The following is a 13305-nucleotide window of genomic DNA, read 5'->3' as shown; positions in this document are numbered from 1 at the left end:
CTTTCCGGCTCCAGCGCGACGAGTCGCGACGAGCGGCGGCTCGGCGTCCAGCGCGCACTCACCGCCGCGGTCGTAGCGAGGCGGTCGTGAGCGTCGTCGACCACTACTGGGGACTCCGCGACTGGTTCCCCGTCCCGCGGAGAAACGGCCGGTTCCACGTGATCCGGTGGACCCTGCTGGAGGCCAACCGACTCGCGGTCACCGGTGCGTTGCTGTCGTTTATGTTCTCGGCGCTCATGCTCATCGGGTGGGTCTGGACCTTCGAGATGCAACGGGTCCTCACGGAGACGCCCGCGGTCCAGACGATCCTGAGCTCGCTGTTGAGTGGCATCATCCTCCTCGTGTCGATCGTGGTGTCGATCAACTCGATCGTGCTCTCCCACGACATCACCTCCGTGGAGACGCAGGAGAACCGTATTCAGGGGATTATGCAGTTTCGACGGGATATCGGTCAGCTGACCGAGAGCGGTGAGAGCCCCACGGATCCGGCCTCGTTCCTCAGCCTGATGGCGTCGGTCATTCAGGACCGGGCGACCGCGCTCGAAGCGGTGGCCGCGGGGAGCGACGAGGAGCTAACCCGGGACATCCAGGAGTACGTCGACGAGATCATCGAAACGGTCGAGCCGCTCGGTAACCAAGGTAACAGCGCCTCCGGCGCAGAGTTCGGCATCCTCTGGCTCGGTCTGGAGGCGGACTACGGGGTGTATATGGATCGCTCGCGGACGCTGCGGAGCGTCTACGAGAGCGAACTAGCCGATACGTTCGGTGAGCGGCTCGATGACCTCATCGAGGCGTTCCAGCTGTTCGCCACCGGTAAGGAATACTTCAAAACGCTCTACTACACTCAAGAGGTGTCCCAGCTGTCGCGGACGCTCCTCGTCATCTCGCTGCCGTCGATCCTCGTCACCGCGTCGGCCATCCTCGCGATCAACTCGCAGCTCCTGCCCGAAATGTGGGTGTTCGGTCTCCCGCCACTGATGAGCTTCGTCGCGACTGTGTTCACGATCGCTCTGGCCCCGTTCCTCGTGTTGACCGCGTACATGCTCCGGCTCGCGACGGTTGCCCAGCGGACCGCCGGAGCGGGGCCCTTCTCTCTGCAACAGTGATGGCCGTGACCGGATTTGTTGAGATCCAATTTTTCAGACACAATGTTGACTGAAACGCTCGATCGCTGAAGAGTGCCTCTTGATCGATGCCGGAAGTGGGTATAGCGAATTGGTGAAACAGTTGTTTATAAGCGGTCGAGTGATGTTTCTGGTGGGCATTTATAAGCGATCGACGGCACCGCGGTGATCATCTTCAAAGCCCCAGCCGCGACGACTCGCGCGGCTGGCTGCGGTCCTCAGTCGGTCGCTACGCTCCCTCTTTGCGGTCCTTACTTCGCCGTGCTTCGTCCTCGCGACTGCCCCTTTTAATCCTCCCCACACAGGACAGCACCGCAGCCTCACGCCTCCCCAGCCTCGTCGGCCGGCCTCCGCTTCGCTCCGGCCGCCCGACTCCCTCGCGCGGCGCTCCTCGCGCCCAAAGGGCGCTCGGAGGCGCGCGCCACCGCCTCATCCATTTATAAACGATTATCGCCGTCGCTCACGACTGTTTAAATACTGAATCGTTGCGACCGATCTGCAACACTCACTCCCGCTATCGCTTACCACAGTTCCTGTACGACCACAGTCGACGCGCCCACCTACAGATTCCGCTCGATGTACCGATTCATCGACTGCACCCGGTCGGCGTCGAACGTCCAGACCCCGCGCCACATCCGCGGCTCGATTTCGACCGCGAGTAGCCCCACGCCGCCTTCGATCCCGCGCTTGAGGTCACTTCCGGGGTTGACATCGACCGAGTGCGGCCCCTCCGGTGGACGGTACACCACGAACCAACTGTCGGTGAAGTCGGTGGTGTCCCCGGCGTGGATCACCGCGTCGAGGCCGCGCGGGAGGTCGTCCGGGATTCCGTAGAGGTGCGTGTCGACGCCCGCTTCGGACACGCGCTCGTACACCTCCCGCGTACCGACCTCGTCGTCGAGCCGCGAGAGCCGCTGGAACGACGACCGGAGCGTCCCGTCGCCCGACATCCACGCGGCGCGTTCGATGAACCGCGAGATGGTGATGAGGAGGAGTTTCTGTCGGTTCGACTCGGGGTACCCGCGCAGCGAGAACGTGGTGTCGGCGAGCCCGCCGATCACGGAGGGGAGGTCGATGTCGCCGAGCGTCCGGCTCCCGGTGATGTACAGGTCCGAGTTCACAAAGAGCACCGCATCGCCGAGCTCGCCGAGCGTCGATCCGGCGATCACCTCGTCGCTCTCGACGAGCAGCGCGAGGTTCTCCAGCTCCTCGGGATCGTCGCCGTCGAAGGGTACAGCGTCATGGCGGCGGAGGGCGTCAACGTCGATCACCGGACCGACGCCGTCGGCGGCCGATACCTCGTGATCTCCGTCGCCCGGCCCCACGGCCTCGCCGTTTCGGTCGACGATCCGGTCCGTGGTGAACTCCCGCGTGGTGAGCCCACCGCGAGAATCGGGGCCACTCGCGTCGGCGCCACGGTCCCGGTTACTCCGGGACCGCTCGCCTCCCGCGACGGTCTCGTCGACCACGCTCACCGCGTCGTCCCCGAACGTGTCCACGAGCATGTTCAACACCGGATCGGGATCGGTGCGGTTGACGACGACGATGGTCCGATCGGCCCCGTCGAACCGATCGAGAAACTGTGCGAGCGTCACGTTGATCGAAGTCGTCGAGTCGCAGACATAAGCGTTCCCTCGCGGTTATCCGGTCTGAAAAACGGATCGCGAAAACCGATCGATCGACGCAGTCAGGCGGTTCTACGAGCCGACCGCGTCCTCGAGCAGCTGGAGCGGGTGCTCGACCTCGTAGCCGGTGCCGTGTTCCATCTGCATCGCGCAGGTCGGGCACTCGGTCATTCCCACGTCGCCCTCGGCGTCCTCCATGTGCTCGAACATCTCCGCGCCGATCTCCATCGACGTCTCGTACTTCTCTTCCTTCCAGCCGTAGGTGCCGGAAATACCCGAACAGGAGTCGCCCACGTCCTCCATGGTGACGCCGTCGACGTCGCGGAACGTCTCGACGGCCTGTCGAGAGAGCCCCTGATTGCGTGCGTGACACGGGGCGTGGTAGGCGAACGACTGCTCGCCCGCGAGCTTCGTGTCCGCCAGCTCGCCCTCCAGATCCTCGTTGATCCGGAGGTACTCGAGCGCCTCGTAGGTGTGGTCGGAGACGTCTTCGATCCCGTGGATGTCGAACAGTTCGGGGTACTCCTGCCGCAGCGACAGCGAACAGGAGGTACAGGAGGCGATCACGTCGGCGCCCTCGCCGATCGCCTCGACGAGGTTCTCGACGTTCGTCTCCGCGTGCCGGCGCGCGTCCTTCAGCATCCCGTTCGCGAACATCGGCGTGCCCGAGCACTTCTGCGGGGGCACCATCACCTCGTAGCCGAAGTGCTCGTACACCCGTACCATCGCCTTGCCGACCTCCGGCGTGTTGTAGTTGGAGTAACAGCCGTGGAAGTAGGCGACGCGCTTGTCGGGGTTCTGCACCTGTGCGCCGCCGCGGGCCTTCCACCACTCGCGGAACGTCTGGGTGGCGAAGTCCGGGAACTCGCGGTCGCCCGCAATTCCGAGGACCTTCTCGCCGAGTTTCATCGCACCCGGAATCTTCGTCGCGGCGTTCGCCAGCCGCGGCACCTTGCTCGCGATGGACGCGAAAAAGTGGTAGTTCGAGAGGATGCGGTTCCGGACGTACTCCCGCGAGAGCTTCTCCATCTGCGATTCGACGAACTGCCCGCGAGCCTCGTTGTGCATCTGTGAGAGCGGCACCGAGGAGGGACAGGCGTCGTCACAGCGCATGCAGTTCGAACAGGAGGTGATCGACTCGTCGATGTCGTGGTCCTCCTTGCGCTTGAGCCGCCACTGTTCCGGCCCCTGGAACTTCGGCCCCGGGAACTCCTCGTCGACCTCGGCGACCGGACAGGAGGTGTCACAGCTCGTGCACTTGTAACAGGAGTCGGCGCCCTCCCGGAGGTCGAGGTCGCCGCCCGGGAACACGTCGACCGGGTCGTACGCGTCCGGATTGAGTTCGGTCGAGTCGCTCCCGCCGGTCGCGCTCTCGACGCCGCCGTCGGTGGCGGCGGTCTCCTTCGGCTCCCCGTCGTCGGGGACGAAGATCGACGGCTGCTCGTCGCGGCCCGCCTCCGGGACGCCGGGGCTGGGGGCTTCCGGGTTGTCGCGGTCGCCCGCTCCGTTCGTCCCGTTCGTCCCGTTCCCCTCTTCTGCGCCCCCGTCTTCGTCGTCCGTGTGTCGTGTCATTGGGTTGCCTCCGTTGCCGCCTCCCGCCCCGCCACAATCCCGGTCGCGAGCGACACCCCGCTCGCGGACTTCTCCCTTGCCACGTCCGCGCCGCCGACGACCCCGCCGGCCGCGAAGACGTTCTCGTACGCCGACTCTCCGTCCGCGTCCAGCACGCGCCCGTCCTCGTCGATCCGCACGCCGAAGCGCGCGTACGGCTGGTCGCCAAACGCGTCGTCGACGAACCACTCGTAGCGGTCCGCCGGCTGCTCGACGTGGAGCCCGAACACGGGCTCGCGGACGCCCTCGCGGTTCGAGTCGAGCCCCTTCCCGACGAGCCCGCCGGTCGCGAGTACGAAGGCGTCGGCGCCGTAGGGCGTCTCTCGGCCCTTCCGGTCGACCGCAACCGCCTCGATCGTGCCGTCCGCCTCGGTCTCGATGCCGACGACCGGATTCCCGGTCTCGAACCGGACGCCCGCGTCGTCGAGCGCGTCGTACAGTCGGTCCTCCAGCCTGAGCCCCGGGAGGCTCGGCGGCCCCATCGGGATCTCGAACACGTCGGCGCCGAGCCGGTCGGCCAGTTCGGCGCGGACCGCGTCGCCCTCCTGATCGCCGAGGAACGCCGGGAAGCCGACGCGCTCGACGCGGTCGACGCCGCCAGCCTCGTCGACCACGTCGTGGAGGTGCGGGCCGACGGCCTTCGCCAGCGCCTCGCGGGCCGGGACGCCGTCGATCGCCTCGTCGTGGTCGAGTGCCTTCGCGAGCCGGGTAATCTTCGTGTCCGCCCGGAACGCCTCGGCGAACTCCACCTCGGCGCCGGCGACGTCGAAGGGGACGCCGGCGGCCTCCAGCCGCCCGGCGAAGGCGCGCGCGTCGTACTCGGTGAGCGAACGGAACCCGACGATCAGCGTCGGCCGGTCGTCGCTCGCGATCCCGGCTTCGGCGGCGGCCGGGTAGCGCGCGGTCGGCTTCACACTCCCGCCGAACGTCGGGAGGAGCGCGTTGCGGTCGGTGTGGCTCCCCCGGTACGCGTCGCCCGCGAGGTCGTCGAACAGGTCTAAGCCCTCGCGGAGCGCGTCGGCGCCGAGGATCCGGTAGGGGTGCGACTCGGGGAGCCGGTCGATCGCCTCGAAGGGGTCGGAAAGCGGACCCTCGGGGTCTGGCCACTCGTCGCGATCCAGCTCGCGGCCCGCGGTCGGCGGCCCCTCGCGGAGAGGCTTTGCGGACTCCGTCGCGGGAACGTAGCCGAGTCCGTCGATCAGCCCGGAGGCCTGTCGGAGCGTGCTCGCCTTGTGGGAGACCAGCCGCACGTCGGCGCCTTCGCGGGCCGCCGCGATCGCCGAGGTGATCGCGGCGAGCCCCCCGCCGACGACCAGTACGTCGCTATCGATCGCCATCGATCCCTCCGTCTGTGGCCGCGGTTCCGGCATCGCCGCCATCGATAGCGTCCGCCTCGGACCCTCCCTCGCCCGCGTCGAACGCGCCGAAGTCGACCTCGCTGTTGAGGCTCGCCGGGTCGCCGTCGCGGTTCATCGTCGTCGCGTGCAGCAGGTGGTTCAACATCGCCTGCGAGAGCTGCATCCCCCACAGCGCGTGCCGCTGGCCCTTCCAGCGCTCCTGGTACAGCTCGTCTTCCGCGTCGCGGACGACGGGTTCCGGGTACTCCTGTGCCAGTTCTGCGGCGATGCGGTGGGTACAGAATCCGCCCTGACAGTTCCCCATCGAGGCGCGAGTGCGAATGCGGACCGCGTTGAGGTCGCTGCCGGCCTCGCCGATCGCGTCCTGCACCTCGGCGCGAGTGACGCCCTCGCACTCGCAGACGACCGGGTTCGGGTCGTACTCGTCGAGCACGTCGGCGGCGCGCGATCCGAGCCGCTGGCCGGACCGGCGGGCCACCGGGGATCGGAGCCCGAACTCCTCCATCAGCTCGTCCATGCGCGCGGGGTTCTCCGACCCCGGCAGCGGCGCGTCGGCGGTGTCGCAGGTCGCGTCGTGGCCGAGCGCGTCGCAGACGTGGTCCGAGATGGACTCGGCCATCATGCGGTAGGTGGTAAGCTTCCCGCCGACGATGGTGGTCATCCCGGGGAGGTCGTCGCGGTCGCCGTGGTCGAGCAAGAAGTAGTCGCGCGTGATGTCCGTCGGGTCCTCGGTACCGGTTCCGGGGGGCTCGTAGAGGGGACGGACGCCCCAGAACGAGCGGAGCGTTCGAGCGTCTTTCAGCATCGGGACTAGTTCCGAGAGCGTCTCGATCATGAGGTCGACCTCCCACTCCTCTTCGGGGTAGTCTTCGGGGTCGTCGACCTCCTCGTCCGTGGTGCCGAGGATGCAGGCGGTCTCGTGGGGGACGATGATGTCGGCGTCGCCCTTCGGTCGACAGCGGTTGATGACGGTGTCGACCTGCCGGGTGTTCATCACCGTCATCACGCCCTTCGAGGGGCGCACTTCCACGTCGACGCCGGCCATCTCGCCGACGTTGCCCGCCCACGCGCCGGTCGCGTTGACGACGTGGCGCGCGCGGATCTCCTCGGTCGTCCCCGGCTCGCGGTGGACGCGCTTGCCGGGGCCCGTCTCGTGTTCGATCTCAACGCCGACGATCTCACCGTCCTCGACGAGCACGTCGGTCACCGGCGCGTGAGTCTCGATCCGGGCGCCGTGCTCGCGGGCGTCGGCCGCGTTGGCGACGCAGAGACGGAAGGGGTCGACCGCGGCGTCCGGCAGCGCGATCGCCTTCTCCACGTCGCGTGCGAGGTACGGTTCGCGCCGCCGAGCCTCCTCGCCGTCGATCATTTCGACCGGGATGTCGCACGCGCGGCACCCCTCTAGCTTCTCCTGAAAATACTCCTCGGAGTCCTCCGGTCGCTTGACGAACAGCCCGCCCGTCTCCTCGACGCAGTGACCTGCGATGTCGCGGAGCACACGGTTCTCCTCGATGCACTCGCGCGCGCTCTTCTGATCCGAGACCGCGTACCGCCCCCCGCTGTGTAAGAGCCCGTGCATCCGCCCCGTCGTGCCGTGCGTCAGGTTCCCCTTCTCGACGAGCACCGCATCAACCCCCCGTCGAGCCAAGTCCCTGACGACGCCGCACCCCGTCGACCCCCCGCCGACGACGACGACGTCCACCTGTTGGTCCATGTCGATCTGGTCGGACTCCGCCCACTTTACTTTACCTCCTGGTGGGTGCCATTCATAACAATCAGGGATATTCAAGTAGTACAATCGTTGTCAGCGTCGATTGGTTTATATATCTACTTTTTCGCTCGCGGCTGTCTCTGGATTTTAACAGGAAGATTATTATGGTAGTACATTATGTTCACGAGTGGCGTGGTAGCTCCCGTGAAGATATATCGCGGCGGCGGCGACACCGCCTCTCGAGCCGAGACACGGAGGGTGGCTCGGCCGGCTGCGGGGCGGACGCGGCGTCGCGATCGACGGTCCGGGGGACGAACCGTGTCCCCAGTCGGCGCTCGCCGTTCGGCCAGCGCCGACGCCGTGAGCGGACCAGCGCCACAGGAGGGATCCAATACATGACACAGTATGTCGGTGCGATAGACCAAGGGACGACCGGAACTCGCTTTATGGTGTTCGACCACGGCGGGCAGGTCGTCGCGAACGCGTACGAACAGCACGAACAGATCTACCCCAACCCGGGCTGGGTCGAGCACGACCCCATCGAGATCTGGGAGAACACCCAACAGGTCGTCCTTGACGGGCTCGCCGATGCGGGGCTGGAGGCGAACCAGCTCGACGCGATCGGGATCACGAACCAGCGCGAGACGACGATCGTCTGGGACCGCGAGACGGGGAGACCGGTCCACAACGCACTCGTGTGGCAGGACCGCCGAACGACGGACCGCGTCGAGGAACTGCAGGAGGCGGACAAAGTCGAGGACATTCGTGAGAAGACCGGCCTCGAAGCCGACGCGTACTTCTCCGCGACCAAGACCGAGTGGATCCTCGATAACGCCGAGCCGCTCAAGATGCAGAGCTCCCGGGGCGGCGACCTCCGCGACCGAGCCCGCGAGGGCGAGCTTGTCATGGGGACGATCGACTCGTGGCTCATCTACAACCTGACAGGCAACCACATCACCGATGTCACCAACGCCTCCCGGACGATGCTGTACAACATCCGGGATCTGGAGTGGGACGACGAGCTCCTCGAGGAGTTCGACGTACCGAAGGAGATGGTGCCCGAGGTACGACCCTCCTCCGACGAGGACTACTACGGACACACCGACGCGGACGGCTTCCTCGGCGAGGAGGTCCCCGTCGCCGGGGCGCTCGGCGACCAGCAGGCCGCCCTGTTCGGGCAGACCTGCTTCGACGAAGGCGACGCGAAGAACACCTACGGCACCGGCTCCTTCTACCTGATGAACACGGGCAACGAGGCCGTCAAGTCCGACCACGGACTGCTGACGACCATCGGGTTCCAGATGTCCGGCGAGCCCGTCCAGTACGCGCTGGAGGGGTCGATCTTCATCACCGGCGCCGCGATCGAGTGGCTCGAAGACGTCGATCTGATCAACAACGCGGCCCAGACCGCGGAGCTGGCCCGATCGGTCGACTCGACCGACGGCGTCTACATGGTCCCGGCGTTCACCGGGCTCGGCGCGCCCCACTGGGACGGCCGCGCTCGCGGCACCATCGTCGGGATGACCCGCGGCACCGGCAAAGAACACATCGTGCGGGCGACGCTCGAAAGTATCGCCTACCAGACCCGCGACGTGGCCGAGGCCATGGAGGCCGACTCCGGCGTCGAGACGACGAGCCTCCGGGTCGACGGTGGTGCGGTCAAGAACAACTTCCTCTGTCAGCTCCAGTCGGACATCATCCAGACGGAGATCGCCCGGCCCGAGGTCGACGAGACCACCGCGCTCGGCTCGGCGTACGCCGCCGGGCTCGCGGTCGGCTACTGGGACACCGTCGATGAGCTGCGCGACAACTGGCAGATCGACCGAGAGTTCACGCCTGAGAAAGGACAGGCAGAGGTCGACAAGCTGTACAGTCGGTGGGACGACGCGGTCGAACGCTCTCTCAACTGGGCACAGGACGACGAGGAGGATGAGTAAATGAACGAGCTGCTGCTTCAGATTCCGGTGATCGGGATGGAGGTCGAGCAGTTCCTCCTCCTCCTCATCACCGCGCTGGCCGGCGGGGCGTTCGGCGCCGCGATCGGCGCGCTGCCCGCATTCATCTTCACCGGGTTCGTCGTCTTCCTCGGTGAGGGGCTGGCGATTCTCAACCGCGGTATCGCGTCGAGTGCGGCGAGTGACGTCGGCTACGTCAGCGTCACCGGCGTCATCGGCTTCGGCGCGATTACCGGCCCGCACATCGCCTTCGCGGGCGGCGTGGCCGCCTCGGCGTACGCCGCGAAAAAGTACCCCGAGATGAAGCCCGGAGAGGGCGGCTACCACTTCGGGAAAGGCATCACGTACGCGTTCGGGACGAAGCCCGACATCCTCGCCGTCGGGGCGATATTCGGCGTGATAGGCATGCTGTTCACCCAGCTCGCTAACGGTCTCTTCAGTAACGTTCTCGGAATGTCGCCCCCCACCGACTTCATCGCGGTGTCGGTGTTCGCGACGGCGTTCCTCGCCCGGCCCGTCTTCGGCTACCCGCTCATCGGGAAGCCGGCCGGCGATGGATACCTCGATATGTCGCCGTTCGAGCGCGATGAGATGCACCCGGAGGCCGACACCGACGGGGAGCACGCCGGTCGACCGGCCACCGAACCGTGGCTCCCCCACCAGTACAAGTGGTCGGGGATCATGGCCATTGGACTCGTCGGCGGGATCCTCGGCGGGTACATCTGGCTGCAGACGGGGAGCATCTTCCTCGGCTACGCCATCTCTGCCATCAGCCTGCTGTTCCTCAACCTCGGCGTCGAGAAAATCCCCGTGACTCACCACATCACGCTACTCGGCGCTGTCGGCGCGGTCGCGGTCGACCCTGTCGCAGGCAGCGTGGTCGCGTTGCTGGCGGCTGGCATCTTCGGCGTGCTCAGCGGCCTCGCCGGTGAAGTCACCCAGCGGCTGTTCTACTCGCACTCCGGGACCCACGTGGACCCACCGGCGATGGCCATCGCGATCATGATGCTCCTCGTCTGGCTGCTTAGCATCCTTGGTGTGCTGCCGAACGCCGGGTACCTCTAGCGCCGACTGCAGGGATCGGCTCCAGACCGATCCCGCGGCAGCGCCGGACCGACTCCGTAGCACTTCCGAACCGATTCGACCGCGCAGCGGCCGTCGTGCGGTCGCAACGCAGCTGTACGCGCATATGACCGAGTCGCTGGACCTACCAATGGAACGTCACACGAAGTGCGATCGACCGCCAGATCGGACCGACAGCGGCCGCGCTTCGCACCGGTTTTATCAGAGCACTGTGGAGGGTCGACCGTGAACATCGACGACCGGATCGAGCGGCGGCTCGGCTACGACGTCGGCGCCGGCGTCCTCGTAGACATCGACGCCGTCTCTCCGATGTCGCATACCGAGTCGCCGGTCGGTCGGGGACCAGGGATCGAACGGCTCCTCGACGTGTTCGAGCCGGCCTTCGCCGGATCGCTCCCGCCGAGCGCCTACGTTCACGGACCGAAAGGGAGCGGGAAATCGGCGATCGTCTCCGCGCTGTTTCAACGGCTCGCATCCCACAGCGGCCCACGCCGGGCGATTCAGACATCGACACGAGCGGTCGAGCCGACGCTCCCCGGATTCGTCTACGTCGACGCGCGGCGAGCACCGACGCGGTTCCGGCTCTACCACGCCGCGCTCGACGCAGTCAGCGACGACCCCGTCCCCGAACACGGGATCGGCACGGACGAACTGGCCGAGTCGCTGCGCGAGGCCGTCAACACCGGCCCCGACCTGGTCGTCGCAGTCGACCACGCGAACGAGCCGGAGACGCCGAGCGCGACGACCATTGTCGAGTGGCTCACGGCCGTCAGCGACCGGGTCGTCCCGGTGTGTCTCGGCCGAGAGAAGCCGGCGGCGATCGAGTGGGAACCGGACGAGGTGGTTGCGTTTGAGCCGTACCGTCGGCACGTGCTCGTCGAACTGTTGACGAGCCGATGTTCCACCGGACTCGGGCGCGACGCGCTCACTCACGACCAGATCCGTGAGGTCAGCGAGTGGGCTGACGGCGACGCACACGATGCGCTCGCCGCGGTCACCGGTGCGGCCATCACCGCGGAGCGCGCGGGCGCCTCGACGGTTCGCCCAGAAGATCTCGACGAGGGGATCGAGGCGGTTCCGCGCCCGAGCGTCGCGCTCGGGCGGGTCCTCGCGCTCTCGGAGAGCCGGCGGCGGCTCCTCTACGAACTGGTGAGCCTGTCGGACGACGACCGGGCGTCGGTGAGTGCTGCGACGGAGACGATCGCCTCGCGGAAGGCGGTCGATCTGTCTCCGTCGACGGTGCGGCGCGTGCTCTACGAACTCGCCGACGCGGGCCTGCTCGATCGGGTGACTGCCCGCCGGAGCGACGGGAAGGGACGGCCCCCGAGTCGGCTCGTCCCGCGGTTCCCGACGCTCGTGTTTCAGGAGCTGTTCGACCGGCCCTCGTGGTCGGTCTGATCCGGCTTCACCGTCTCTTTCTCGTCTCCCCTCTTGCTGTCTCCTTCCCCCTCATGCGCGAACGCAAGACAGTTGCGCGCCGTCACCTCACATCCGATATGGTTCCGCCCCTCGCGTTGGACATCGACGGGACGTTGACGACGGCGAGCGGCCGGCTCGACGCCCGCGTCTTCGAGTTGTTGCCCGACTGGGACGCCCCGGTGGTGCTAGCGACCGGGAAGGCGTTTCCGTATCCGGTCGCGCTGGCGCACTTCCTCGGGCGCGCGGAGACCGTCATCGCCGAAAACGGCGGCGTCGTGCACGTCGACGGTGAGACGGCGATCCTCGGCGACGCCGAGGCCCCGCGGGCCGTCGTCGAAGCGTTCCGCGAGCGCGGCGGCGACCCCGGCTGGGGCGCCCGTGACACGGTGAATCGCTGGCGCGAGACCGAGGTAGCGCTGTCGCTCGACGCCGACGAGGCGCTGCTGCGCGAGGTCGCCGCGGCCGCCGGCGGCGACGTGGAGGTCGTCGACACCGGCTACGCGTACCACGTCAAATCGACCGGCGTGAGCAAGGGTCGCGGGCTCGAACGCGTCGGCGACGCCCTCGGTATCGGTCCCGACGAATTCGTCGCGATCGGTGACAGCGAAAACGACGTGTCCACCTTCGCGGTCGCCGGCGAGTCGTACGCGGTCGCCAACGCCGACGGCGCCGCTCGCGAGGCTGCCGATATCGTGGTAGCGGACTCGTACATGGACGGCACCGCCGGCGTGCTCGCCGATCTTCGGACGCGGACTGAGTAGGTGCGGGTATCGGAGAAGGAGCGGCGTCTAGTCGTCTAGTCGTCGCCCTTCGCGTCGACGATCACGACCTCGCCGTCCTCGACGGTGACGTTGATGAGGGTCTTCACGTTGTAGTCGGTGTCATCAAGCTCGTTTTCGCCCGCCTTCTTGATCACGGCGACCACGTCGACGACCTCCGCGCCGACCTCGTCGGTGAGCGCGTCTAAGATCGCCTTCATCGTGCCGCCGGTCGAGAGCACGTCGTCGAGGACGAGCACGCGGTCGCCCTCCTCGACGTCGTTGATGTACATCTCCGACTCGGAGTAGCCGGTCTCCTGAAACAGCGGGACCTCGCCGTCGAGGCCGTACTGGCGCTTGCGGATGACGACGAGCGGAATGTCGGTCATCAGCGAGAGCGCGGTGGAGATGTGGATCCCCATCGCGGCGGGGGTAACGATCTTGTCGACGTTCTCCAGCTCCGCCTTCCGGATGATCCGGATGACGATCTCCCGGAGAAGCTCCGGTTTGAGCATGGGAACGCCGTCACTGATCGGGTGGACGAAGTACTGGTACTCGCCTTTCTCGATTATCGGCGCGTCGAGGAGCGACTGCCGCAACTGGTCCATGTCGCCGGTACTCGGGCGGATTAATAAAGCGTGGCGATTGTCCGGCCCCGTGA

General features: G+C 67.0%; 10 protein-coding genes. 5 read left to right on the top strand and 5 right to left on the bottom strand.

Features of this window, described 5'->3' with window-relative positions:
- Nucleotides 1-86: 86 nt before the first annotated feature.
- A complete protein-coding gene (locus HLAC_RS05575) occupies nt 87-1106 on the top strand; it encodes a DUF7972 family membrane protein (protein WP_015909868.1) in 1020 nt (339 codons plus the stop codon).
- A gap of 578 nt (nt 1107-1684) precedes the next feature.
- Here HLAC_RS05575 and HLAC_RS05570 read toward each other — a convergent pair.
- From HLAC_RS05570 to glpA, 4 genes are all read right to left on the bottom strand, one after another.
- Complete coding sequence (locus HLAC_RS05570; RefSeq protein WP_015909867.1) at nt 1685-2719, bottom strand: hypothetical protein; 1035 nt, start codon at nt 2717-2719, stop codon at nt 1685-1687.
- Between the two features lie 102 nt (nt 2720-2821).
- Nucleotides 2822-4321 (bottom strand): anaerobic glycerol-3-phosphate dehydrogenase subunit C, encoded by a 1500-nt coding sequence (locus tag HLAC_RS05565; protein WP_015909866.1) that lies wholly within the window; start codon nt 4319-4321, stop codon nt 2822-2824.
- On the bottom strand, nt 4318-5697 hold the full coding sequence (gene glpB, locus HLAC_RS05560) for a glycerol-3-phosphate dehydrogenase subunit GlpB (protein ID WP_015909865.1): 1380 nt from the start codon (nt 5695-5697) through the stop codon (nt 4318-4320). Before glpB ends, HLAC_RS05565 begins: the two co-directional genes overlap by 4 nt.
- Nucleotides 5684-7432, bottom strand: coding sequence for an anaerobic glycerol-3-phosphate dehydrogenase subunit GlpA (glpA, locus tag HLAC_RS05555; protein ID WP_015909864.1), 1749 nt, complete (start codon nt 7430-7432; stop codon nt 5684-5686). Before glpA ends, glpB begins: the two co-directional genes overlap by 14 nt.
- A 392-nt stretch (nt 7433-7824) precedes the next feature.
- Between glpA and glpK the strand changes: the two genes are divergently transcribed.
- The 4 genes from glpK to HLAC_RS05535 all read left to right on the top strand — a co-directional run bounded on the left by glpK (nt 7825) and on the right by HLAC_RS05535 (nt 12647).
- A complete protein-coding gene (gene glpK / locus HLAC_RS05550; RefSeq protein WP_015909863.1) occupies nt 7825-9366 on the top strand; it encodes a glycerol kinase GlpK in 1542 nt (513 codons plus the stop codon).
- Nucleotides 9367-10449 (top strand): DUF7973 family transport facilitator, encoded by a 1083-nt coding sequence (locus HLAC_RS05545; protein ID WP_015909862.1) that lies wholly within the window; start codon nt 9367-9369, stop codon nt 10447-10449.
- Between the two features lie 243 nt (nt 10450-10692).
- A complete protein-coding gene (locus HLAC_RS05540; protein WP_015909861.1) occupies nt 10693-11865 on the top strand; it encodes a Cdc6/Cdc18 family protein in 1173 nt (390 codons plus the stop codon).
- Nucleotides 11866-11963: 98 nt separating this feature from the next.
- Nucleotides 11964-12647, top strand: coding sequence for a phosphoglycolate phosphatase (locus tag HLAC_RS05535; protein WP_015909860.1), 684 nt, complete (start codon nt 11964-11966; stop codon nt 12645-12647).
- Nucleotides 12648-12682: 35 nt separating this feature from the next.
- Here the strand turns inward: HLAC_RS05535 and hpt are convergent, their stop codons facing one another.
- Complete coding sequence (hpt, locus tag HLAC_RS05530) at nt 12683-13252, bottom strand: hypoxanthine/guanine phosphoribosyltransferase (RefSeq protein WP_015909859.1); 570 nt, start codon at nt 13250-13252, stop codon at nt 12683-12685.
- Nucleotides 13253-13305 lie beyond the last annotated feature (53 nt).

This window comes from Halorubrum lacusprofundi ATCC 49239, from assembly GCF_000022205.1.
Lineage (GTDB): Archaea > Halobacteriota > Halobacteria > Halobacteriales > Haloferacaceae > Halorubrum > Halorubrum lacusprofundi.
Note: the sequence above shows the minus strand (reverse complement) of the source record. Positions and strands in the feature narration are given on the sequence as shown.